Origin of the sequence: Flavobacterium sp. 83, assembly GCF_000744835.1 — a bacterium.
Classification (GTDB): domain Bacteria; phylum Bacteroidota; class Bacteroidia; order Flavobacteriales; family Flavobacteriaceae; genus Flavobacterium.
The window spans coordinates 1-25172 of record NZ_JQMS01000001.1; the positions used below are offsets into that span (position 1 = coordinate 1).

The 25172-nt window shown below is 35.8% G+C and carries 17 protein-coding genes, 2 tRNA genes and 4 rRNA genes; 13 read left to right on the forward strand and 10 right to left on the reverse strand.

The genetic code is table 11. From position 1 onward, the window contains the following. The 6 genes from T410_RS00005 to T410_RS00035 form a co-directional block, all read right to left on the reverse strand. Nucleotides 1-201 (reverse strand): 16S ribosomal RNA (locus tag T410_RS00005); the annotation flags it as partial. A 1484-nt stretch (nt 202-1685) separates the two neighbouring features. Then, nucleotides 1686-1795, reverse strand: a 5S ribosomal RNA gene (rrf, locus tag T410_RS00015). A 144-nt stretch (nt 1796-1939) separates the two neighbouring features. Continuing rightward, nucleotides 1940-4822 (reverse strand): 23S ribosomal RNA (locus T410_RS00020). Between the two features lie 192 nt (nt 4823-5014). After that, nucleotides 5015-5088: transfer RNA gene (locus T410_RS00025), tRNA-Ala, on the reverse strand. A gap of 94 nt (nt 5089-5182) precedes the next feature. Continuing rightward, nucleotides 5183-5256 (reverse strand) — tRNA-Ile (locus T410_RS00030). A gap of 124 nt (nt 5257-5380) precedes the next feature. After that, a 16S ribosomal RNA gene (locus T410_RS00035) occupies nt 5381-6894 on the reverse strand. 959 nt (nt 6895-7853) lie between these two features. Between T410_RS00035 and thrS the strand changes: the two genes are divergently transcribed. From thrS to T410_RS00060, 5 genes are all read left to right on the forward strand, one after another. Next, entirely contained in the window at nt 7854-9800 is a 1947-nt protein-coding gene (gene thrS / locus T410_RS00040; protein WP_035667521.1) for a threonine--tRNA ligase, read from the forward strand. A gap of 16 nt (nt 9801-9816) precedes the next feature. Further along, entirely contained in the window at nt 9817-10374 is a 558-nt protein-coding gene (infC, locus tag T410_RS16615; protein ID WP_369699884.1) for a translation initiation factor IF-3, read from the forward strand. An 81-nt stretch (nt 10375-10455) separates the two neighbouring features. After that, on the forward strand, nt 10456-10653 hold the full coding sequence (gene rpmI / locus T410_RS00050) for a 50S ribosomal protein L35 (protein WP_022827375.1): 198 nt from the start codon (nt 10456-10458) through the stop codon (nt 10651-10653). A 97-nt stretch (nt 10654-10750) separates the two neighbouring features. Beyond that, nucleotides 10751-11095: a 50S ribosomal protein L20 gene (rplT, locus tag T410_RS00055; protein ID WP_035623056.1), complete on the forward strand. Its 345-nt coding sequence runs from the start codon at nt 10751-10753 to the stop codon at nt 11093-11095. 163 nt (nt 11096-11258) lie between these two features. After that, nucleotides 11259-12977 (forward strand): ATP-binding protein, encoded by a 1719-nt coding sequence (locus T410_RS00060; protein ID WP_035667526.1) that lies wholly within the window; start codon nt 11259-11261, stop codon nt 12975-12977. Between the two features lie 55 nt (nt 12978-13032). On the opposite strand, the gene T410_RS16335 is transcribed toward T410_RS00060, so the two are convergent. Next, the gene (locus tag T410_RS16335) at nt 13033-13911 is read right to left on the reverse strand and encodes a hypothetical protein (RefSeq protein ID WP_051929302.1); all 879 of its coding nucleotides are present in this window, start codon (nt 13909-13911) and stop codon (nt 13033-13035) included. Nucleotides 13912-14254: 343 nt separating this feature from the next. Between T410_RS16335 and T410_RS16990 the strand changes: the two genes are divergently transcribed. The 7 genes from T410_RS16990 (at nt 14255) to T410_RS00095 (ending at nt 19037) form a co-directional block, all read left to right on the forward strand. After that, entirely contained in the window at nt 14255-14431 is a 177-nt protein-coding gene (locus T410_RS16990; RefSeq protein WP_193743709.1) for a hypothetical protein, read from the forward strand. A gap of 98 nt (nt 14432-14529) precedes the next feature. Beyond that, nucleotides 14530-16215: an ATP-binding protein gene (locus T410_RS00075; RefSeq protein WP_152556910.1), complete on the forward strand. Its 1686-nt coding sequence runs from the start codon at nt 14530-14532 to the stop codon at nt 16213-16215. A 7-nt stretch (nt 16216-16222) separates the two neighbouring features. Continuing rightward, complete coding sequence (locus T410_RS00080) at nt 16223-16891, forward strand: response regulator (protein ID WP_035667533.1); 669 nt, start codon at nt 16223-16225, stop codon at nt 16889-16891. 218 nt (nt 16892-17109) lie between these two features. After that, on the forward strand, nt 17110-17397 hold the full coding sequence (locus tag T410_RS00085) for a hypothetical protein (RefSeq protein ID WP_152556911.1): 288 nt from the start codon (nt 17110-17112) through the stop codon (nt 17395-17397). A gap of 166 nt (nt 17398-17563) precedes the next feature. Beyond that, on the forward strand, nt 17564-17857 hold the full coding sequence (locus T410_RS00090) for a hypothetical protein (protein ID WP_051929303.1): 294 nt from the start codon (nt 17564-17566) through the stop codon (nt 17855-17857). A gap of 22 nt (nt 17858-17879) precedes the next feature. After that, entirely contained in the window at nt 17880-18035 is a 156-nt protein-coding gene (locus T410_RS16995; RefSeq protein WP_193743710.1) for a hypothetical protein, read from the forward strand. A 198-nt stretch (nt 18036-18233) separates the two neighbouring features. Further along, a complete protein-coding gene (locus tag T410_RS00095; protein WP_035667537.1) occupies nt 18234-19037 on the forward strand; it encodes an endonuclease/exonuclease/phosphatase family protein in 804 nt (267 codons plus the stop codon). A 1-nt stretch (nt 19038) separates the two neighbouring features. On the opposite strand, the gene T410_RS00100 is transcribed toward T410_RS00095, so the two are convergent. Together T410_RS00100 and T410_RS00105 are read right to left on the reverse strand one after the other, a co-directional pair. Next, nucleotides 19039-19881, reverse strand: a complete 843-nt coding sequence (locus T410_RS00100) for an isoaspartyl peptidase/L-asparaginase (RefSeq protein ID WP_035673848.1) — start codon at nt 19879-19881, stop codon at nt 19039-19041. Nucleotides 19882-19951: 70 nt separating this feature from the next. Continuing rightward, nucleotides 19952-20824, reverse strand: coding sequence for a cyanophycinase (locus T410_RS00105; protein ID WP_035667539.1), 873 nt, complete (start codon nt 20822-20824; stop codon nt 19952-19954). A gap of 264 nt (nt 20825-21088) precedes the next feature. Between T410_RS00105 and cphA the strand changes: the two genes are divergently transcribed. Beyond that, nucleotides 21089-23713, forward strand: a complete 2625-nt coding sequence (gene cphA / locus T410_RS00110) for a cyanophycin synthetase (protein WP_035667541.1) — start codon at nt 21089-21091, stop codon at nt 23711-23713. 137 nt (nt 23714-23850) lie between these two features. On the opposite strand, the gene T410_RS00115 is transcribed toward cphA, so the two are convergent. Next, nucleotides 23851-25113, reverse strand: coding sequence for a hypothetical protein (locus T410_RS00115; protein ID WP_035667543.1), 1263 nt, complete (start codon nt 25111-25113; stop codon nt 23851-23853). Nucleotides 25114-25172: the final 59 nt, after the last annotated feature.

Below are 25172 nucleotides of genomic sequence, written 5' to 3' on the forward strand. Positions count from 1 at the left end.
AATAGTGGTTTCATGCGAAACTGCTATACTATGAGGTATTAATCCAAATTTCTCTGGGCTATCCCTCTGTGAAAGGTAGATTGCATACGCGTTACGCACCCGTGCGCCGGTCTCTAGGTCCGAAAACCTATACCCCTCGACTTGCATGTGTTAAGCCTGCCGCTAGCGTTCATCCTGAGCCAGGATCAAACTCTTCATCGTATATTGTGTGAGTTCAGATAAATCTGTTCTCTTTGTTTATTCGACTAAATTCTAGTGGTTTTTTCAAATCTCTCGATTCTATTACTCTTATTCTTTTGTCTTGAAATCTCTTTCAAAACGGCTGTCAATTCAATATGTCTAGGAACGTGTTCTTATCTTTTCTTCTCTTTATCAACACTCCTTAAAGTGTTTCTCAAAGCGGGTGCAAAAGTACAAACTCTTTTCTCAACTGGCAAGAAATTTTTGAAGTTTTTTTAAAGAAATTTAATCCCTCTATCTTCTCTATTTCTTATCAGTTTGTCAAGGAACTTCCACTGTTTTGCGGGGTGCAAATGTAACATCCGTTTTCTAATCTCACAAGCTTTTCTGAATCTTTTTTAGAAATAAATTCTCTCCTTGGATTCGTATATCTTGCCAGTTTATCAAATAACTTCTGCGTCATTGCGGGTGCAAAAGTAGACCCTTTATTCCCTTTTTCAAGCTTTTTAATCACTTTTTTTTAATGTTGTACTAATGTTTGTTTCAACTCGCTGTAAACGTGATTCTTGTGACGCGAAGTTTTTTACTCTAACAGACCCTCTCCGGAAGAAGAGACAACCTAAATCAATAGAATTAGTGGCAATCATTATATATACCAGGTAGCGAATACTCGTACATGTAAAAGCTACAATCCTATATACAACATAGCAAATGAATACCAATGAGTGATATTTCTCCTTTGTCCAAATGACAAAGTAAAATGAAATGCAATTATCAGGTAGAAATTTATCCTTCACACAAATGACAAAGTTCCCAAAACGATGGCCCGCGTTAGGGATAGCAGCGAAAAGCCCGCAGAAAATGCAATGAAATGGATTTTTTTGAGGACTTGTAGCGGATAGCCCGACACATTATAACAAAAGAGACTACTACCCATCAAGATAATTGCCTCTTTTTTATAATGGGAAACGCCAAATTACTATTTAATCAAAACGGATGGCTTTCACAGGTGAAATTTTGGTTATTATATAGGAAGGAATTAGCAATACCAAGAAACAAACAGTGACCATGAGTAGATTTAATAATCATAAATTAGATCCCAAAAACCCTTCTGAATAGGTAATGTCCTATTGGATTTACAATAACAACAAACAAATCGCTATACTAAAATAAATCATTAATACAGAAAAGTAAAAAAAATGGCTTTAAAACTTCAATACTACCCTTAATACAATAACCAGAATTTCAATCAATACTAAATCATTTTGATAATACAAGCACTAACTGCAGAAGCTTTTGATACCAAAATAAAAGCATTTAGAAGCCCGTTTAAGGGTTGCGAAAGATTAGTTTCTTCTTGTTCAGATTATCTAATCTTTTTGTCTAATCCCAAACTTTTAGAATTGAGCCCATTAATTCTTAATAATCAAAATTAATTAACAAAAAAAATCCTCATCAAATTAATGATGAGGATTTAATAGAATCTGAAACAAGTTCAGATTAAAGAAAGGCGACGACATACTCTCCCACATAACTGCAGTACCATCTGCGCAGGCGGGCTTAACTACTCTGTTCGGGATGGGAAGAGGTGAGCCCCGCCGCAATAACCACCTTAAGAGGTTATAATTGCTTTGGGCAATTATTGTAACAATTGACGATTTATAATTGACAATTAACTACATAATATCTTAACATACTGAGATAAAGAAAACAAAAAGTGTTGAGAAAGTTTCTTCCCCGGGTTACCCCGGGGAAAAGCGTACATAAGCTTACGGATTATTAGTACTACTCGACTATGACATTACTGCCTTTACATCTATAGCCTATCAACGTGGTCATCTCCCACGATCCTTAAAAGAAATCTCATCTTGTGGTGGGTTTCGCGCTTATATGCTTTCAGCGCTTATCCCTTCCAAACGTAGCTACTCTGCGATGCCACTGGCGTGACAACAGATACACTAGAGGTTTGTCCAATTCGGTCCTCTCGTACTAGAATCAGATCCACTCAAATTTCTTGCGCCCACAGTAGATAGAGACCGAACTGTCTCACGACGTTCTGAACCCAGCTCGCGTGCCACTTTAATGGGCGAACAGCCAACCCTTGGGACCTTCTCCAGCCCCAGGATGTGACGAGCCGACATCGAGGTGCCAAACCCCCCCGTCGATATGAGCTCTTGGGGGAGATCAGCCTGTTATCCCCGGCGTACCTTTTATCCTTTGAGCGATGGCCCTTCCATGCGGAACCACCGGATCACTATGCTCTACTTTCGTACCTGATCGACCTGTATGTCTCTCAGTCAAGCTCCCTTATGCCATTGCACTCTACGCACGGTTACCAAGCGTACTGAGGGAACCTTTAGAAGCCTCCGTTACTCTTTTGGAGGCGACCACCCCAGTCAAACTACCCACCAAGCAATGTCCCCCGCAAAACGGGGTTAGGCCTCAGATAAACAAAGGGTTGTATTTCAACAATGACTCCACAACGCCTAGCGACGCCACTTCACAGTCTCCAACCTATCCTACACATCATTTATCCAAGGTCAATACTAAGCTATAGTAAAGGTGCACAGGGTCTTTTCGTCCCACTGCGGGTAAGCGGCATCTTCACCGCTACTACAATTTCACCGAGCTCATGGCTGAGACAGTGTCCAGATCGTTACACCATTCGTGCAGGTCGGAACTTACCCGACAAGGAATTTCGCTACCTTAGGACCGTTATAGTTACGGCCGCCGTTTACTGGGGCTTCAATTCAATGCTTCTCCGAAGATAACATCTCCTCTTAACCTTCCAGCACCGGGCAGGTGTCAGGCCCTATACTTCATCTTACGATTTTGCAGAGCCCTGTGTTTTTGATAAACAGTCGCCTGGACCTCTTCACTGCGGCCAGCATTGCTGCTGGCGACCCTTCTCCCGAAGTTACGGGTCTATTTTGCCTAATTCCTTAGCCATGAATCTCTCGAGCACCTTAGGATTCTCTCCTCGACTACCTGTGTCGGTTTGCGGTACGGGTACTTATTACCTGAAGTTTAGAGGTTTTTCTTGGAAGCCCTTAGGCGCACTATCTCTTTGTCCGAAGACTCCGAGTACTATCGTATTTCCCCAAGCCGCGTGGATTTGCCTGCGCAGCTTATAGGTAGGTACTTCAACGAACTATTCCGTCAGTTCGCGGCGCTTTCATCACTCCGTCACCCCATCACAGTAATAACTAGTACGGGAATATTAACCCGTTGTCCATCGACTGTCCCTTTCGGGTTCGCCTTAGGTCCCGACTAACCCACAGCTGATTAGCATAGCTGTGGAAACCTTAGTCTTTCGGTGTGCGGGTTTCTCGCCCGCATTATCGTTACTTATGCCTACATTTTCTTTTCTAACCAGTCCAGCATGCCTTACGACACACCTTCAACCCTGTTAGAATGCTCCCCTACCACTTACAATTAATTGTAAATCCATAGCTTCGGTAATACGCTTATGCCCGATTATTATCCATGCTCGTCCGCTCGACTAGTGAGCTGTTACGCACTCTTTAAATGAATGGCTGCTTCCAAGCCAACATCCTAGCTGTCTGGGCAGACAAACCTCGTTCTTTCAACTTAGCGTATATTTGGGGACCTTAGCTGATGGTCTGGGTTCTTTCCCTCTCGGACTTGGACCTTAGCACCCAAGCCCTCACTGTTATGAAACATTATATAGCATTCGGAGTTTGTCAGGAATTGGTAGGCGGTGAAGCCCCCGCATCCAATCAGTAGCTCTACCTCTATATAACTTTATGCATAACGCTGCACCTAAATGCATTTCGGGGAGTACGAGCTATTTCCGAGTTTGATTGGCCTTTCACCCCTACCCACAGGTCATCCGAAGACTTTTCAACGTCAACCGGTTCGGACCTCCACTATGTGTTACCACAGCTTCATCCTGCCCATGGGTAGATCACACGGTTTCGCGTCTAACACTACTGACTAAAGCGCCCTATTCAGACTCGCTTTCGCTACGGATCCGTGGCTTAACCACTTATCCTTGCCAGCAACGTTAACTCGTAGGCTCATTATGCAAAAGGCACGCCGTCACCCCACGAAAGGGCTCCGACCGCTTGTAAGCGTATGGTTTCAGGATCTATTTCACTCCGTTATTCACGGTTCTTTTCACCTTTCCCTCACGGTACTGGTTCACTATCGGTCTCTCAGGAGTATTTAGCCTTAGCGGATGGTCCCGCCAAATTCAGACAGGGTTTCACGTGCCCCGCCCTACTCAGGATACCACTATCGTTATCTTCTATTACTTATACAGGGCTATCACCTTCTTTGGCTCTACTTTCCAGTAGATTCTAATTCTATCCGCAACAAATGTCGTGGTCCTACAACCCCAACAATGCCGTAACATCATTGGTTTGGGCTAATCCGCGTTCGCTCGCCACTACTTACGGAATCACTTTTGTTTTCTTCTCCTCCGCCTACTTAGATGTTTCAGTTCAGCGGGTTTGCCCACCTATCGGTGTACTATGTCTTCAACATAGTGGGTTGCCCCATTCAGGTATTTACGGATCATATCGTGTGTGCCAATCCCCGTAACTTTTCGCAGCTTATCACGCCTTTCATCGCCTCTGAGAGCCAAGGCATCCCCCATACGCCCTTATTTTGCTTATTGTACCAACACATTAATTAAAATGTGCCGTTTCTTCTACTTGTCTATAAATAAACAAGCAAAAAATGCTTTCTACTTTTTATTATTTTCTTATCTCAATATGTCAATGAACTTTTTCTTTAGGTATGAATTATTAATTATAAAGTCGTAAGTCATACTTACTACCCAATCCTTAATAATTACTACTCAAGATAGTGGAGAATAACGGAGTCGAACCGTTGACCTCCTGCGTGCAAGGCAGGCGCTCTAGCCAGCTGAGCTAATCCCCCAATCTATTTATGAATTGTGAATTATGAATTATGAATTTTCACTTCATAACTCCTCAACTCTAGAATTTCTTCTTTTCTTTTAAGTCTAAAATAGTTGTCTCGGACAGACTCGAACTGTCGACCCCTACATTATCAGTGTAGTACTCTAACCAGCTGAGCTACGAGACACTCTTATTCTTAAATGGTATTATTTGAACTAACAGCAAGAGTAATAAAATATTGGCATTTGTTTCCAACTTGAACTTTCGTCTTCTTTCCCTAGCGTGTATAAATACTAACACTAAGGCTCTAGAAAGGAGGTGTTCCAGCCGCACCTTCCGGTACGGCTACCTTGTTACGACTTAGCCCTAGTTACCAGCTTTACCCTAGGCAGCTCCTTGCGGTCACCGACTTCAGGCACCCCCAGCTTCCATGGCTTGACGGGCGGTGTGTACAAGGCCCGGGAACGTATTCACCGGATCATGGCTGATATCCGATTACTAGCGATTCCAGCTTCACGGAGTCGAGTTGCAGACTCCGATCCGAACTGTGACCGGTTTTATAGATTCGCTCCTGGTCGCCCAGTGGCTGCTCTCTGTACCGGCCATTGTAGCACGTGTGTAGCCCAAGGCGTAAGGGCCGTGATGATTTGACGTCATCCCCACCTTCCTCACAGTTTGCACTGGCAGTCTTGTTAGAGTTCCCGACATGACTCGCTGGCAACTAACAACAGGGGTTGCGCTCGTTATAGGACTTAACCTGACACCTCACGGCACGAGCTGACGACAACCATGCAGCACCTTGTAAATTGTCTTGCGAAAAGTCTGTTTCCAAACCGGTCAATCTACATTTAAGCCTTGGTAAGGTTCCTCGCGTATCATCGAATTAAACCACATGCTCCACCGCTTGTGCGGGCCCCCGTCAATTCCTTTGAGTTTCATTCTTGCGAACGTACTCCCCAGGTGGGATACTTATCACTTTCGCTTAGCCACTGAACTTGCGCCCAACAGCTAGTATCCATCGTTTACGGCGTGGACTACCAGGGTATCTAATCCTGTTCGCTACCCACGCTTTCGTCCATCAGCGTCAATATATTAGTAGTAACCTGCCTTCGCAATTGGTATTCCATGTAATCTCTAAGCATTTCACCGCTACACTACATATTCTAGTTACTTCCTAATAATTCAAGTTTAGCAGTATCAATGGCCGTTCCACCGTTGAGCGATGGGCTTTCACCACTGACTTACTAAACCGCCTACGGACCCTTTAAACCCAATGATTCCGGATAACGCTTGGATCCTCCGTATTACCGCGGCTGCTGGCACGGAGTTAGCCGATCCTTATTCTTACAGTACCGTCAAGCTACTTCACGAAGTAGTGTTTCTTCCTGTACAAAAGCAGTTTACAATCCATAGGACCGTCATCCTGCACGCGGCATGGCTGGATCAGGCTTGCGCCCATTGTCCAATATTCCTCACTGCTGCCTCCCGTAGGAGTCTGGTCCGTGTCTCAGTACCAGTGTGGGGGATCTCCCTCTCAGGACCCCTACCCATCGTAGCCTTGGTAAGCCGTTACCTTACCAACTAGCTAATGGGACGCATGCTCATCTTTCACCGATAAATCTTTAATAGTGGTTTCATGCGAAACTGCTATACTATGAGGTATTAATCCAAATTTCTCTGGGCTATCCCTCTGTGAAAGGTAGATTGCATACGCGTTACGCACCCGTGCGCCGGTCTCTAGGTCCGAAAACCTATACCCCTCGACTTGCATGTGTTAAGCCTGCCGCTAGCGTTCATCCTGAGCCAGGATCAAACTCTTCATCGTATATTGTGTGAGTTCAGATAAATCTGTTCTCTTTGTTTATTCGACTAAATTCTAGTGGTTTTTTCAAATCTCTCGATTCTATTACTCTTATTCTTTTGTCTTGAAATCTCTTTCAAAACGGCTGTCAATTCAATATGTCTAGGAACGTGTTCTTATCTTTTCTTCTCTTTATCAACACTCCTTAAAGTGTTTCTCAAAGCGGGTGCAAAAGTACAAACTCTTTTCTCAACTGGCAAGAAATTTTTGAAGTTTTTTTAAAGAAATTTAATCCCTCTATCTTCTCTATTTCTTATCAGTTTGTCAAGGAACTTCCACTGTTTTGCGGGGTGCAAATGTAACATCCGTTTTCTAATCTCACAAGCTTTTCTGAATCTTTTTTAGAAAATAAATTCTCTCCTTGGATTCGTATATCTTGCCAGTTTATCAAATAACTTCTGCGTCATTGCGGGTGCAAAAGTAGACCCTTTATTCCCTTTTTCAAGCTTTTTAATCACTTTTTTTTATCGTTTTCTTAACTTAAACTTTAACTCGCTCGAAACATGACTATTGGATAACAAAGTTTTTACTCTAACCTGCGTAAGCTTCGGGAATATCCAAAGCAACGGCGACTTTATCGATAAAAACTATGAGCAACATTATATATACGCACTCTTATTATCGTCTTCTTTAATTTATAAAATCCTTTTAGATACTAATTTTATTGTCCTTTTACCAGATTGTGACTTGCCGAAACCACTTCCCTAGCCCCGATAGCAGTGAAAATCCTTTTCTCTCTTTTCTTTTACGAGAGAAAAGATTGAAACGAATAGCGGGAAATAGCTCCTAAATAGAAACATCCCTTCTTTACCTATATATAATGAGTACCGATTTTGTTTTGCATCTATATAGTAACAAACCTTACATATATATTGTATGTATTTTTGTAATGGTCTATATTTGCATTCTTAAAATAATAAACAATGATTAAGATTACTTTGCCCGACGGGTCAGTTAAAGAGTTTGCTCCAGGGGTAACCCCTATGGATGTTGCTAAAAGCATTAGTGAAGGATTTGCCAGAAATGTAATTTCGGCTTCTTTTGACGGTACAACTGTGGAAACCACAACTCCTTTGACGACGGACGGCAGTCTTATATTATATACGTGGAATGACGAAGGCGGAAAAAAAGCTTTTTGGCATTCGACTTCTCACGTGATGGCACAGGTTCTTGAGGAATTGTACCCAGGAATAAAATTAACTCTTGGACCAGCAATATCTAATGGGTTTTATTATGATGTAGATTTTGAAGACCAGAAAATAACAGATGCTGACTTCAAAAAAATCGAAGATCGTGTTCTTGAAATATCAAGAGGAAAGCATGAGTTCAAATTACGTCCTGTTTCTAAAGCAGAGGCTTTGGAATTATACAAAGACAATGTTTATAAGACTGAATTAATTACCAACCTTGAGGACGGAACAATTACGTTTTGCGATCATGATACATTTACTGACTTATGTCGTGGTGGTCATATTCCGAATACCGGAATCATCAAAGCGATGAAAATAATGAGCGTTGCCGGAGCTTACTGGCGTGGTGATGAAAAAAACAAACAGTTGACTCGTGTTTATGGAACTTCGTTTCCCAAACAAAAAGACTTAACGGAATACCTAGAATTACTGGAAGAAGCAAAACGTCGTGACCATAGAAAACTAGGAAAAGAACTTGAACTGTTTGCATTTTCACAAAAAGTAGGTGCTGGTTTACCATTGTGGTTACCAAAAGGTGCTGCTTTGAGAGATCGCCTTGAACAGTTTTTGAAAAAAGCACAGAAAAAAGGTGGATACGAGCAAGTAGTTACTCCTCATATTGGTCAGAAAGAACTATACGTGACTTCAGGACATTATGCAAAGTATGGTGCCGATAGCTTCCAACCTATAAGCACTCCTGCTGAAGGGGAAGAGTTTTTGTTAAAACCAATGAACTGTCCTCATCACTGTGAAATTTACAACGTACGCCCGTGGTCATACAAAGATTTACCTAAGCGCTATGCTGAATTTGGTACAGTTTACAGATACGAACAAAGTGGCGAACTACACGGCTTGACTCGTGTGCGTGGTTTTACCCAGGATGATGCCCATATTTTTTGTACGCCAGAACAACTAGACGAGGAATTCAAAAAAGTAATTGACTTGGTACTATATGTATTTGGGTCATTAGGATTCGAAAACTTTACCGCTCAGATTTCTTTGAGAGACAAAGAGAATAGAGATAAATATATAGGTACTGATGAAAACTGGGAAAAAGCGGAAAATGCAATTATCAATGCTGCAGCCGATAAAGGACTGAATACAGTAGTTGAATATGGCGAAGCTGCTTTCTATGGTCCAAAACTGGATTTCATGGTAAAAGATGCCTTGGGAAGACAATGGCAATTAGGAACGATTCAGGTGGATTATAACCTACCGGAACGTTTTGACTTGACGTATAAAGGATCTGATAACGAATTACATAGACCTGTGATGATTCACAGAGCTCCTTTTGGATCAATGGAACGATTTATAGCTATTTTACTAGAGCATACAGCAGGAAATTTCCCGCTTTGGTTGATGCCTGAACAAGCTATAATATTGTCTTTGAGCGAGAAATATGAAATATATGCGAAAAAAGTTTTAGATTTGCTAGAAAATCACGAAATTCGCGCCCTCATTGATAATAGAAATGAGACAATTGGCAAAAAAATCAGGGATGCAGAAATGCAAAAAACCCCGTTTATGCTGATTGTAGGTGAGGAAGAAGAGAAAAATGGTACTATATCAATCCGTCGTCATGGACAGGAAGGAAAAGGAAATATCAGCGTTACAATAGAAGAATTTGTTGCTATTGTAAACGAAGAGATCAATAAAACATTAAAAGTATTTACAGTTTAACTTAAATTATAAAGTCATAGCAATAAGAAGCAACAGAGGTTACCAACCTCGCGTAGAAAAAAAAGATGCACACAGAATAAACAATCTTATTCGTGGTGTACAAGAAGTAAGACTTGTAGGAGAGAACATTGAACCAGGAGTTTTTAAACTTTCGGAAGCTTTAAGATTAGCGGATCAATTTGAATTAGATTTAGTTGAGATATCCCCTAATGCTGAACCTCCGGTTTGTAAAATCATGGATTACAAGAAATTTGTTTACGAACAAAAGAAACGTGATAAAGTCTTAAAAGCGAAATCTACACAAGTTGTTGTGAAAGAAATCCGTTTTGGACCACAGACCGATGAGCATGATTATGAGTTTAAGAGAAAGAATGCAGAAAAATTCTTGAAAGAAGGAGCTAAATTAAAAGCTTTTGTTTTCTTTAAAGGTCGTTCGATCATCTATAAAGATCAAGGTCAAATCTTATTATTAAGATTAGCAACAGATCTTGAAGAGTTTGGTAAAGTGGAAGCGATGCCAGTTCTTGAAGGAAAGAGAATGATTATGTTCATTGCTCCTAAGAAAAAGAAGTAAACAGTTTGCAGTATTCAGTTTTAACCTGAAACTTTAAACAAAAGATAAGTAAGTAAGAATAAATTAAAACACTAGGAAAAAATGCCTAAAATGAAAACCAAATCTAGCGCCAAGAAACGTTTCAAAGTTACTGGTTCTGGAAAGATTAAAAGAAAGCATGCTTTTAAGAGTCACATCTTGACTAAAAAATCTAAAAAACGTAAATTAGCATTGACACACTCTGCGCTAGTTCACAAAACAGATATGAAAAGCATCAAACAACAATTAAGAATTATATAATTCTTTAGGTTAAAACAATTTAAAATAACCTTGGAGTATGGCTTTTAAGTTCTCTTGATTTAATTCGGGACGCCTGCTACAAAAAAACAATAAAATTATGCCAAGATCGGTAAATTCAGTTGCTAAAAGAGCAAGAAGAAAAAAAATAATGAAGCAAGCCAAAGGTTTCTTTGGTAGACGTAAAAACGTTTGGACAGTTGCTAAGAATGCGGTAGAGAAAGCAATGTGCTACGCTTACCGTGACAGAAAAGTGAACAAAAGAAATTTCCGTGCTTTATGGATTCAACGTATCAACGCTGGAGCTAGATTAGAGGGAATGTCTTATTCACAATTCATGGGTAAAGTAAAAGCTAACGGAATTGAATTGAACCGTAAAGTTCTTGCAGATTTGGCTATGAATCACCCAGAAGCTTTCAAAGCAATACTTAATAAAGTAAAATAAACGTTTTATCAACTCAATTTAGATTACTTACTTATATAGAAACCTCAATCGAAAGATTGGGGTTTTTTGTTTTTAAAATGGTCTTTAAATCATCTAATATTAAATAAAAATTATACTAAACAGAACGCTTTTGTAATATAATTAATTTCTGTACTTTCGGCAAATGACACTAAAAAAGCTTTATTTCCTGATTCCTATTTTAGCACTAACACTCTTTTTATTACTTCAATCTTGTGAAGAGAAGTCTAAAAAAGAATACTTGAAACAAGATAACACAGCCGACATTAAACGACTTATTAACCTTGGAGATAATTTTTTAAAAAAAAGCATCTATGACAGTTCCTATTATTATTTTAACAAAGCTAAATTATCTTGTAATCCAAAAACAGACATATCAAAAATCATTTATTCTCTGTCTAATTTAGCGACAATTCAACAACGTCAGGGAGATTATTCTGGTAGTGAGGCTACGGCAATAGAGGCATTCCCCTTTTTAGAAAACACAAAAAACCCCAATTATAAGTGGAACATCTATACTATACTTGGTACTAATTATTTATATACATCTGATCATGAAAATGCTATTTATTATTATAATAAAGCATTAAATTTAAAAACTGACAAACTTCGAAAAGCAGGTATTAAAAACAATATAGCAATAGCATATGTCGACATGCATAATTACAAGAAAGCTTATCAAATTTTATTTCCTCTAATTTTAAAAAAAGAAGTTCTAAATGATGCTGAAACATATTCCAGAATAATTGACAATTTAGGTTATTGCTCTTATAAAATTGGCGATTTAAAAGGGTTATCCTATTTAAATCAGTCCTTAAAAATACGAAAACAGAAAAATGATGATTGGGGAATGATTGGAAGTTATACTCATCTTTCTGAATTTTATAAAAAAATGAATCCATATTTGGCTAAAAATTATGCTCTAGCAACTTATGAAAAAGCAACTAAATTAAATAGTGTAGATGATCGCTTATATAGTCTAGAACTATTAATACAAAATAGTACGGAAAATAAATCTAAAAAATATTCATTACTTTATTTAAAAATAAATGACAGCATTAACAAAGTACGACTAAAGGCAAAAAATCAATTTGCTAAAATAAAATACGATTCCAAGAAAGAAAAGGATGAAAATCTAAAACTAAAAGCGCAAAAGATACTTCGAGAAGAACAACAATATAACAGAAATCTCTACTTATATTTAGGTGTCTTAATTATTATTTTGACAAGTATTTTTATAACTAATTTTCTTATGGACAAAAACAAAAGAGAAAAAATAAAAAGTTCTTATAATACCGAGATACGAATTGCAAAAAAAATTCATGATGAGTTGGCTAACGATGTGTTTCAAACCATGTCTTTTGCAGAAACACAAAATTTATCCACTAGTCGGAATAAAGAAATATTACTAACTAATCTAGATACAATCTATTCAAGAATCAGAAATATTTCTAAAGAAAATAGTACTATAGAATCAGGAGCACTATTTGTATCCCATTTAAAAGAAATGATGTCCTCCTTTAATAACAATAATGTCAATGTACTAATTAATGGAATAGACACAATCAATTGGATAACTATAGAAAGTAATACCAAAATCACTATTTATCGTGTACTTCAAGAATTGCTTGTCAACATGAAAAAACACAGTCAATCCAGCTTAGTAGTAATCTCATTTAAAAAAAATGAAGGGAAATTACAAATTGATTATAGTGATAACGGTGTTGGTGCTACATTTGAAAAATTAGCTTTTAAAACAGGATTGCAAAATATGGAAAACCGTATTCATTCGATAAAAGGAACAATTTTAATTGAAACTAAATCTAATAAAGGATTTAAGGTAAATTGTCAATTCCCTATGTAATCTACATCTTTAGTTCAAAAAAAATATTAATTAACAAAGCAAAAAATACCAGCCACTATTTAAATAAATATTTTTTTATAATATATAGAGATATTGGCCTTAATGTTTTCTCAGTCTCTGGATGTAATCCGGGCTGATTAAAATATTCATAATTCCCTTCTACAGATTTTCCATACCAAACTACAGGTTTACCTTTTTTGAAGAAAATAGTATTTTTGTTAACCTCAATTTTTTTCAAGGACAATAAATTTTCATTCAAAATTTCTACTGATGTAAAATCCAAAATACCTGATTTTTCATTTTTACAATCCACAGCTTCATAATGATTGTTATTCCAAATCATACATTCTTTTTTTGGAAAAACTATATCCTTTATAGTATACCCCATAAAAAATAGGGATATCAATAGAGCAAAAACAATTGCTTTTCTTTTTTCAAAAAAACTAATATTCTTTAGTAATGATTCCTTTTCAACCCATTTATCTATAGGAAGATTCACATCATTCACATCATCCGCTTCATTTTCATCCATTAATGAAGAAACCTCTGCTTTACCTATTTCATTAATTTTTACATTAAGTAAATACTTATTGTAAGGTCTTGGATTAAAATCAATAAGAATAGCTGCCAATTCAATCCTTGTCGAATTCTCCGAATCTTTCTCTCCTTTTAAAAATGATATAATAGGTCTAAATCTAGCTATATCAGAATGCTCCATAGACTTCCTTAAACTCTCCTCCTCTTTTACATTAAAAAATAATCTAAATATATTTTCATCTGATTTTGATAGTAAATTATCGAAAATCATCAAACACAAATTTCGTAATTGAGCTGGGGTAGGATTCAATAAAATCCCAGAGATATCCTCCCTTTTCTTTTCTTCATATTTTACTTTAATGGCACTCTTATACTGTTCAAAAGTAATTTTATTCATAAGCTTTAACTGGTATTAACAAGCATTAAATGGAACTCATCGGAATTACTGGAATTACCGGAATTCCAGTAAAATTATTCAATAAAGACAGCATTTCTTTGCAACAGAATTAGTTCCTGTTTTGAATTGCAACCAAGACAAATGTACAAAACTAGTTCTAAAAAAAGTGTCGCTAAACAGATGGCAAGTTTATTTGGGAAGTATAAATAATCTATTCTGTTTGAGCGCACTTCACTTCCCAAAAGCAAAAGAGCAAACTATTCTAATGGATTGCCAATCCTGGCAAATATTCGATTTCAATATCGGAAAGCCCAACCTATGTCTAATTTTTAATTCCAAAAAAATGAAAAGAATAATTCTAGTATCGTGTTATATCATTGCATGTGTTGCAATGGTTTCTTGCACCAATGACGAAGTGGAAACAACTCCAAACAATAACAAACAAATATCCGCTGATATTCTTGATAATTCTGGAGGTGGACAAAGTGGTCAAACTCCAACAACTCCACCTAAACCATAATATAAATAGTTATTTCTATTATAACATATTTAAATTAATTTCAGTATTTTCGGGGAATGGTACTACAAAAGTTACATTTCCCGATTTACATTTTAATATTGACCTTATCATTACTGTTACAATCCTGCAATAAAGAACCGCAAAGCATTCACAAAACTACAGACAATTCAAATTACACAACGAATATAACCCTCGCTGAAAAATATATTAATGATCAAGAATTTGATAGTGCATTTTACTATTACAACAAAATAAAATCTAATAGTAATCCAAATAAAGACCAAGACAAAATTATCTATTGCTTACTAAAACTAGCATACATCCAGCAAGTACAAGGCGACTATTCCAGTAGCGAATCCAGTGCCACTGAAGCCATTCAATTTTTTCAAAAAAATACAGATCCTTATTATAAAGTTTCTATTTATAATATAATGGGGATTAATTACAAGAATCTTTATGATTATGATAATGCTATTTACTATTATAATAAAGCATTGAATTTATCAGAGGGGGAATTACAAAAAGTAATTCTTAAAAATAATATTGCAGTTGCATATCTGGATAAACTCAACTATAAATATGCAATAACTATTCTTTTGCCATTGACCTTAAAAAAAGAAGCAATAAACAATCCTGAAAATTATGCAAGAGTCTTGGATAATTTAGGTGTTGCATATTTTAAAGTTGGTAATCCTACAAGTCTTTACTACTTAAATCAATCCTTAATCATTAGAAAAAAAATAAATGATGATTTTGGCATGACATCAAGTTATCTTAATTTATCTGAATTTCATCAAAAAAACAATTTAGATTTATGCTACAATTACGCTCGACTGGCCTACAAAAAGGCAACCACAGTAAATAACGTTGATGATCGTTTAAAATCATTAGCATTATTGATAGAAAATAGCGTTGGGAATGAATCAAAAAAATTCTCCTTGTTACACCTGCGCATTAATGACAGCATTACTAAAGTGAGACAAAAAGCAAAAAATCAATTTGCTAAAATAAAATACGATTCCAAAAAAGAAAAAGAAGAAAATTTAAAACTAAAAGCCCAAAAGGCAGAGAACGCGCTTCAATTGATGCAACAAAAAAACAGAAACCAACTTTTATATTTTGTTGTTGGAATTATCATTTTGATTAGTATTTTCATATCCAATTTTCTTATGGCCAAAAGTAAAAGAGAAAAAATAAAAATCTCTTACAATACTGAGATTCGAATTGCAAAAAAACTACATGATGAATTAGCTAACGATGTTTACCATACTATGGCTTTTGCAGAAACACAAGATTTATCCGATAGTAAAAACAAAGAAAAGCTACTTACCACTTTGGATACTATTTATTCCAGAACACGAAACATTTCCAAAGAAAACAGTACAATCGAGACTGGCTCTCTTTTTATATCCAACTTAAAAGATATGATGTCTGGATTCAATACTAGTGAAGTTAATATATTGACCAATGGAATTGATACTATCAATTGGGCAACTTTAGAAAATAATAAGAAAATAACCGTTTACCGTGTTATGCAAGAATTACTTGTCAATATGAAAAAGCACAGTCAATGCAGCTTAGTCATACTAACTTTTAAAAAAAATGAAAATAAATTACAGATAGATTATACTGATAACGGCGTTGGAGCGGCATTTGATAAAAAAAAATCAGGAAATGGACTACAGAATGTGGAAAACCGTATTCAAGCTATAAAAGGAACAACTATTTTTGATACTAAATCCAATAAAGGATTCAAAGTAAGTTTCATTTTTCCAATAAAATAATAGCCTTATGTTCCGTAAAGTTCTAGTAGCAGAAGATTTAGACAGTATTAGTATGACAGTTGTTCAAGCACTTGAGGAACTTTCTATTGTAGAGATTCATCATGCAAAATACTGTGATGATGCTTTTTTAAAAATAAAAAAAGCAATTCATGATGAAGACCCATTTGATTTACTGATAAGTGATTTATCATTTAAACCTGATCATCGAGAAAATAGACTTTCTACAGGTGAAGAGTTAATAGATGCTGTGAAAAAACTACAGCCAAACATTAAAACGATAGTGTTTTCTATTGAAGATAAATCTTTTAGAATAAAATCTCTTTTTAATAATTCCGGAATCAATGCCTATATATCTAAAGGACGTAATAGCATTCCTCAACTTAAAGATGCTGTTCAAAACACATTTAACAGTGATGAGAAAGTTATTTCTGAAGAATTATCACATCTATTAAGAGACAGGTCAATCTTAGAAATCGAAGCTTATGATATTTCTCTTTTGAAATTATTATCGAAGGGATTAATTCTGGATGAAATAGCATTAGAATTTAAAAAATCCGGAATTATTCCAAACGGTAGCAGTAGTATAGAAAAACGAATCAATAAACTTAAAATATATTTCAAGGCCAGTAACAACGTCCATCTAATATCTATAACCAAAGATTTAGGATTGGTATAGTCTTCGCCATCGTGCTCTAAAAAAGAACGAGAAACAAAATAACTTAAAGAACTCAACTAATAATCATTAATTAATTTAAAAATTAGTAATTCAGAATCGTAGAAAACTGAACATTTCTTAAACTTTTTTTTAAAATAATTATCCACTTTACGGTTTCCCGTAAAAAAATAATTTTTATTAGAATTATGTTTGGCCTGTTTAACTTTAAAATTAAAAAAATGGCCAATTTTACAACTGACGATTTAGCATTTACAGGATATTCACAAATTGTTACTAAAACAAATGATGGAACTCAAATTGAAATTTATGATTCCACATATGTGGATAAAACGGAAGAATGTGAAGTAGTCCATTTTTGTAATGAATTTTTAAAAAAATATAAAGTTCCTCAAACAAAAGCAAGTTTTCAAAAAGTAGAAAGCTTCTTACAACACTCAATTTTAGAACATCAAATTTACCGAGAAGAATTGCTGGACTGGATTGCGAGCAACTGGATTAAGTTATAATCTGTGTTTTATTTCTATGAAACGATTTAGAAAAATCAATACAGATTAAGTTTCAATCTTGATATATTTTTTCTTGTATTACGTTTTCCCGTAAGGATACCATTTTCATTAAATCTAATTTTGTTTTGATAAAGTCAAATCTAATTTCAGAACAGATAATAAAGTCATGATCAAAAAAGCTATTATAATCGTCTTAGACCATAAAGCAACAAAGAAGAATCTAAAATTGAATAAATTAGTTGATGATTATGTCAATTATGTAAAAGAATATATAATTCATTATAAAAAATCCCTGAGAGGAAATACAATTTCATTAGCAAAATATCCTTACATGAGAGCAAAAACGGAAGCGTTAGGGTTAAAACTAAACAACGCAGAAGAAAAAGAATTATTGACAAAGGATCAAATAAAAAAAATATTAAAAATAAAAATGAAAATTATTAATAGCTGTTGTGAATAATTATACATTATATAAATGTCGTATGAAAAAAATATTCTTAATAGGACTTATCCTATTGCTTACATTATCTCCATGCCCTACTAAAAAAGAAAAAAAAGAAAAAAAAATTAATTTCAATATTTCAAATTATAAATATGATGATGATGTTCCAAGTATTAATAGAAACTCAAAAAGATAATTCACATCAATCAATTATAATCCATATCAAAGTAATAAACTTTCATAATTAAGAATCAGCTAAACAAAAAAACAATCCAATACCAAATTTACTTTTGAAATAATGGACGATTAATAAAGCTATTTTTTTTCTAAAATAAGACTTTCTGTAAAGAATTAAATTTTAGTGAATTAGTTAGTTTAAAATAAAAATCTCATCATGAGACACCTATTTTCCTTTATATTGCTATTGATTTCTTCCATTACTTTCTCCCAAACCAAACTCTTGTCCTGGAATTTAGAAAACTTTGGTAAATCAAAATCGGAAGAAACGATTAGCTACATTGCAAATTCGCTGAGGGATTATGATATTATTGCCATTCAGGAAGTCGTAGCGGGTTATGGCGGAGCACAGGCAGTAGCAAAACTGGCAGACGAACTCAATCGCAAAGGAAACAAATGGGATTATGTAATTAGTAATCCAACCAGCAGCAGTGCCTATAAAACTGAACGTTACGCTTTTATCTGGAAAACAGACAAGTTAAAGAAAATTGGGAGAGCGTGGCTCGAGAAAAAATATCATTTAGAGATTGACAGGGAACCTTATTTCTGTACGTTTCAATATGAAAATAAACAATTTACAATAGCTAATTTTCATGCCATAACTAAAAATAAACAACCCGAAACCGAGATTAAATATTTCAAATTTCTACCAGATGAATATCCTTCCTTAAATTTGATTTTTACGGGTGATTTCAATTGTCCGCAATCGCATACGGTTTTTAATCCTTTGAAAAAAATGGGATATCAATCTATTTTGGTTAACCAAAAAACGTCATTGAAACAAGAATGTGTAAATGATAAATGTCTTGCCTCGGAATTCGACAATATGTATTTCAAAACTTCGAAAATTAATTTCATAAATTCTGGAATTATTGCCTTTTACAAAAACTTTAATTCCTTAAAAGAAGCCAGAATAATATCAGATCATATTCCTATTTGGTTTGAATTTTCTTTGAATTAAATCATTCAAAAACTTCAAAATTTTCGCCATCAAAACTTGCAAAAACCATACTTGGATGTGAATCCTGATGAAACATATTTCCTTCCTTATCAATTGCAATTGCACCGGCAAAACCATCATATGGTTTTAATTCGTTGAACGTTTTAGTAAAGGCTTCTTGTAATGTAAAGCCATCGGTTATCCGAGTGACAATTTTGGCAGCTGTTGCATTGCTTACAATATCCTCGCCCACTCCAGTTAAACTTACACCGCAAAATTCATTGGCATAATTTCCTGCTACAGTTGCCGAATCTGAAATGCGTCCTGGGATTTCAAAACCTTTTCCACCAGTAGAAGTCGCTACAGCGATTTTTCCATTTTGGTCTAAAGCCACACAACCCACTGTTCCTGTTCCCAGTGATTTCAGTTTTGCTTCGTATTCAGCTCTACGTTGCGGAATCTCGGTTGAAAAAGATTCGAAACCGTGCTGCCGCGCAAAATTAGTTGCGCCACTCCCACCCAAAACCCTGTCGTCATATTGCATCAATATTTGGGCAACCTGAACGGGATTTTTCACTTCTTCGATATTGATAACGCCACTCATTTTCTGAGTTTCACCATCCATAATCGCAGCGCTCATTCTTATTTTACCGTCACTTTGTATTTGGGAACCAACTCCTGCATTAAACAATTCGTCATCTTCCAAAAGGGAAACGGCATAAACAACTGTTTCCAATGCTGAATGTGTTTTTAAAAATGCATAGGAATCTTTTACAATTTGCTCCAGCGCATTTTGCTTGGCAACTTTTGTTTCGTGATTGGTAGAAGATTCTGAGAAAAAACCGCCGTGTATAATTAGTTTCATGGTATGGATGTTGAGTACTGGGTATTGAATATTTAGACCAAAGCCTAAAACCAATTACCCAAAACCTGAATTACAAATAATGTGAAGATTGTATATGCATTAAATGCGTTTCTAAATTATAGGTGTCGAATTTGCTCATGACATGTGTTACCAAATGTGAAATTGAAATGGGCTGTCCTAGTTCTACTTTCGTCAAATTGGTGTCTTTTATTTCACGACCATCGACCAAAATAACTAATCCGGAACCAATAGCTTCCATTTGAGCATTATTGGTAATCAACAATCCCGTATCTTCTCCGAGCCCTATTCCCAATACTCTGGGATTCCCAACAACCGCTTGAAAAAGTCGGCCAATTCGTCCGCGTTGCACAAAATGAGTATCGATTATAACACCATCTATTAAGCCCAATCCGCTAGAAATTTTTACTTCCCCTTTCAATAAAGCTTCAGAACTACTGCCTTGATAAATCATATTATTAGAAGCTGCTGCAGCACCTGCAGAAGTTCCTGCATAAATAAATTCTTCATTATGGTATTTATCCAATAAAATATCATGAAAAGGTGTTCCTCCCAGAATAGAAGTTAATCGCAGTTGATCACCGCCGGTAAACATAACGATATCGGCAGCTTTCAATCGGGCTAAAATTTCTTCATCAGCAGCTTGTTCGCGTCTTTCTATAGTAAGTATATCCACATTTTTAGCATTTAAATACTCAAATGCTTTAACATATTCCGGACCAATTTCTCGAGGAATTACAGAAGCTGTAGTAATGATTTCTATTCGTGAATTCTCTTTGTGTTTTGATTCGTTTATTATCCTTTTTAAAATCCCTGTTTCAAAAAAGTTTAAATTGCTAGTAGCATTTTTATCCAAATCAGTTTCAGTAAAACTTCCTTTATCTACTGCACCTCCTATTATTATAAGTTTTCCTAGTATATTCATTTTGTAAAAATAACCAAAAAGATAAAAGAAGCTATTGAACTATGACTTTTTTTTAAATTATCACAAACAGTGGCTTTATTGTTTCTTTTTAAAGAAATAAATTTTGATTCCTATTTTAAAAAAACTACATTAGTTGCATTCTGTACTTTTTCTAAAAAAAAATCATCTAAATACTTGTATTTTTCTCAAAGTTAGAATCTATAAAATTCAAAATCAACTCATTATATATCCATTTTTCAGTTCAAAAAATAATAATCCCGTTTTATGAAAATAATTAAAGTACAAGCCCTTCGTGGACCCAATATTTGGAGCATCCAAAGAAAAAAGTTAATTCAAATGCGATTGGATTTGGAAGAAATGGAACAATTTCCAACAAATAAAATAGATGGATTTAGAGAACGCATTGAAGCTATGTTTCCTACAATGATTGAACATCGCTGTTCTGAAGGTTGTCGTGGCGGATTTTTTTCCAGAGTGGAACGCGGTACTTGGATGGGACATGTAATTGAACATATTGCGCTTGAAATTCAATCTTTGGCAGGTATGGAAACGGGCTTTGGAAGAACCCGAGAAACCAAAACTCCAGGAACTTATAATGTAGTCTTCAGTTATACAGAAGAAAATGTTGGTCTTTTTGCCGCAGAATCTTCTGTTGCAATTGCCGAAGCGTTAATTGCAGGGACGGATTACGATTTGAATGCTGACTTACAAAAAATGCGTGAAATACGGGAACGTGTACGGCTAGGACCAAGTACGGGAAGTATTGTAGAAGAAGCTGTTTCCAGGAATATACCTTGGATACGATTAGGAACAAATTCCTTAGTTCAACTAGGATATGGTATTAATCAAATGCGTTTTCAAGCAACAATTACTTGTAAAACCAGCAGTATAGCTGTAGATATCGCTTGTAACAAAGAACTTACCAAAAAAATGTTGGATATGGCTTCGATTCCAGTTGCCAATGGAAGTATTTGTACGGACGAAGAAAGCTTAGCTGAAACTATCAAAAAAATTGGGTATCCTATCGTATTAAAACCTTTGGATGGAAATCATGGAAAAGGTGCTTCCATTAATGTTACTAATTGGGAAGATGCCATTTCAGGCTTAGCTTTTGCACAAGTATATGGCAAACGAGTTATTGTGGAAAAATTCATTACCGGTTTCGATTTTAGAATATTAGTAATTGACAATAAATTAGTTGCTGCCGCCAAACGTGTTCCGGCTCACGTAATAGGTAATGGAACTGACAACATTAAACAATTAATTGACACGACAAATCTGGATCCCAGAAGAGGTTACGGACATGAAAATGTATTAACCCAAATTGATGTAGACAGAGATACTGAAGATTTATTAGAAAAATTAGACTATACATTAGAAACGATTCCTAGAATTGGTGAAATAGTTTTTCTAAAATCCACTGCAAATTTAAGTACTGGCGGAACTTCTGTAGATGTTACCGATATGATGCATCCCGAAAATATCTTTCTTGCCGAAAGAATTTCAAGAGTAATCGGGTTAGATGTTTGTGGTATTGATATTATGGCAGAGAATTTAACGCAACCTTTAAAAGAAAATGGCGGTGTAATCCTTGAAGTCAATGCGGCTCCAGGTTTTAGAATGCACCTTGCCCCTTCTGAAGGATTGCCCAGAAATGTTGCTTCACCGGTTATTGACATGTTATATCCTCCCGGAAAATCCTTCCGTATTCCTATAATTGCTGTGACGGGAACTAATGGTAAAACTACCACTACCCGACTTTTGGCACATATTGTAAAAAATAATGGTTTCAAAGTAGGATTCACCACATCAGATGGAATTTATATTCAAAATCACATGATGGAAAAAGGCGATACAACGGGACCTCTAAGTGCTGAATATGTTTTGAGAGATCCAACAGTAGAATTTGCCGTTTTAGAAACTGCCCGTGGTGGTATTCTTCGTTCTGGTTTGGGTTTTAGCCGTTGCGATATCGGAATTATTACCAATATTCAAGAAGACCATTTGGGATTAAGTGATATTCATACTTTAGATGACCTAGCCAGAGTAAAAGCAACGGTTGTCAAAAGCATTAAAAAAGATGGTTGGGCTGTTTTAAATGGAGACGATGAACATTGTGTAAAATTAGGCAAAGACCTGAATTGTAATGTAGCCTATTTCAGTTTGAGTGAAGACAGTGATTTCATTAAAAAACTATGTGCTGAAGGAAAAACGGTTGCTGTATATGAGAATGGATACATTACCATCAAAAAAGGAGAATGGAAAATCCGTATTGAACGCGCGACTCACGTTCCTCTAACGTTAGGAGGAAAAGCAAAATTCATGATTGCTAATGTCCTTGCGGCCACTTTAGCCAGTTATTTATGGGGCTTTAAAACTGAAGACATTAGTTTATCCTTACAAACATTCATTCCAAGTGCTGCACAAACTCCGGGTCGTATGAATATCTTTGAGTTCAAAAAATTCAAAGTATTGATTGATTTTGCACACAATGCATCGGGTTACAAAGGGGTGGAAGAATATTTACAAAGTGTCGATGCCACTAAGAAAATTGGAATTATTGCCGGTGTTGGTGATCGTCGTGATGAAGATATTAAAGAATGTGCATTTATAGCGGCGAGAATGTTCGACCACATTATCATTCGACAAGAAAAATACCTACGAGGAAGAACCGAAGAGGAAATCATTGATTTAATATTGGAAGGAATTAAAAATTCTGGTAAAACCGTTACCTATGAAATCATTCCAAAAGAAACCGAAGCAATAAAACACGCTATCAATTGCGCCGAAGAAGGAAGCTTCATCACTGCATTAAGTGATGTAGTTACTAATGCTATCGATATTGTACAAGAATATTTAGATAAAGAAAACGAACACGGAAGTGTGTAATTTTTTAAGTAACTAGGAGCTAATTCCTGCTGTCCATTATATCTTTCCTTGCCTAAAGAAGGCAAGAAAAGGATGCCATTCCCATCAGGGCTAAAAAACAAAAAAGCCAATCGGTATCGATTGGCTTTTTTGTTATATTAGGTCTTCTGTTTTTTCTTCTTAGCTGCAGGAAACAAAACATTATTCAATATCAATCGATAGCCCGGTGAATTGGGATGCAAATCCAAAACTGTTGGCGCATCGCCTACCTGATGCTGAAAATCTTCAGGATCATGACCACCATAAAAAGTGAACATACCTTTACCTTTTTCGCCATGAATGTACCGTGCTTCGCCATTCAGTTCACAAGTTCCCATTACCAAAATATTCGATTTTATAAGTGATGCATCAAAAGAAGTCGTCTGCCCCATGAAACCTTTCACCAACTGTGTATGATTTTGACACAACATACTCGGAATCGGATCCCATTTTGCCGAAAATTCCATTAAAGTAAAATAATCTTTGTCCATAAGAATTCTTCTTTTCGAAGTCATATCAATATCCGAAAATTCATATTGTTCCGGTCTTCTTTCCAAAGTAAAATCTTTGAAAGCAAAAGAATTGCTATAATTCATCTTCGATTGATAATTAGCGTCACTGGCATCACCATCAAACATTGCTTCACAAATATCCACGCCATCAGCTGCTAAAGCAATATCAAAACTATCCGTTGCGGAACACATTGCAAACATAAATCCACCGCCAATCACAAAGTCTCTAATTTTTTTTGCAACAGCTCCCTTTTCTTGAGACACTTTTGAATAGCCTAATCTAGTTGCCAATGCTTCAGCATCTTTCTTTTGCTCAATGTACCAAGGCGCATTTTTATAAGCGCTATAAAATTTACCATATTGCCCCGTAAAATCTTCATGATGCAAGTGCAACCAGTCATAAAGTAGTAATTGATCACTTAATACTTCTTCATCATAAATAGGTGTAAAAGGAATTTCGGCATAAGTCAAAACTAATGTTACTGCGTCATCCCAAGGCTGTTTTCCTTTTGGGGTATAAACCGCTATTTTTGGTGCTTTTTCTAACACTACCGTTTCCATATTTTGAGAAGGACTCGAAATTTCATCCAGAATTTTGGCTTCCTCACTATCCGAAAGGATTTCAAAACTCACCCCCCGAATCTGGCATTCTTTGCGTATTTCTTCGGCATCGGGGAGTAAAAAAGAACCACCTCGATAATTGAGCAACCAACTTGCCTTGTAGTTTTTATCCAAACACCAATAGGTAATCCCGTAGGCTTTCAAATGATTTTGCTGTGTGGTTTCATCCATTGGCAACAAAATAAAAGAAGCTCTGACCGAAAAGGAAATAAAAAGTACTAGAACATAGAGTGAATTACTGAAAGACATTACCGTTTTTATTTCAAAGATAATAGTTTTTAGGCGATGAAAATCATAAAAAAATCCGC

Coding starts and splice junctions, on each gene's coding strand:
- thrS (WP_035667521.1), top strand. CDS start 7,854: ATGATTAAGATTACTTTGCCCGACGGGTCAGTTAAAGAGTTTGCTCCA.
- rpmI (WP_022827375.1), top strand. CDS start 10,456: ATGCCTAAAATGAAAACCAAATCTAGCGCCAAGAAACGTTTCAAAGTT.
- rplT (WP_035623056.1), top strand. CDS start 10,751: ATGCCAAGATCGGTAAATTCAGTTGCTAAAAGAGCAAGAAGAAAAAAA.
- T410_RS00060 (WP_035667526.1), top strand. CDS start 11,259: ATGACACTAAAAAAGCTTTATTTCCTGATTCCTATTTTAGCACTAACA.
- T410_RS16335 (WP_051929302.1), bottom strand. CDS start 13,911: ATGAATAAAATTACTTTTGAACAGTATAAGAGTGCCATTAAAGTAAAA.
- T410_RS16990 (WP_193743709.1), top strand. CDS start 14,255: ATGAAAAGAATAATTCTAGTATCGTGTTATATCATTGCATGTGTTGCA.
- T410_RS00080 (WP_035667533.1), top strand. CDS start 16,223: ATGTTCCGTAAAGTTCTAGTAGCAGAAGATTTAGACAGTATTAGTATG.
- T410_RS00085 (WP_152556911.1), top strand. CDS start 17,110: ATGGCCAATTTTACAACTGACGATTTAGCATTTACAGGATATTCACAA.
- T410_RS00090 (WP_051929303.1), top strand. CDS start 17,564: ATGATCAAAAAAGCTATTATAATCGTCTTAGACCATAAAGCAACAAAG.
- T410_RS16995 (WP_193743710.1), top strand. CDS start 17,880: ATGAAAAAAATATTCTTAATAGGACTTATCCTATTGCTTACATTATCT.
- T410_RS00095 (WP_035667537.1), top strand. CDS start 18,234: ATGAGACACCTATTTTCCTTTATATTGCTATTGATTTCTTCCATTACT.
- T410_RS00100 (WP_035673848.1), bottom strand. CDS start 19,881: ATGAAACTAATTATACACGGCGGTTTTTTCTCAGAATCTTCTACCAAT.
- T410_RS00105 (WP_035667539.1), bottom strand. CDS start 20,824: ATGAATATACTAGGAAAACTTATAATAATAGGAGGTGCAGTAGATAAA.
- cphA (WP_035667541.1), top strand. CDS start 21,089: ATGAAAATAATTAAAGTACAAGCCCTTCGTGGACCCAATATTTGGAGC.
- T410_RS00115 (WP_035667543.1), bottom strand. CDS start 25,113: ATGTCTTTCAGTAATTCACTCTATGTTCTAGTACTTTTTATTTCCTTT.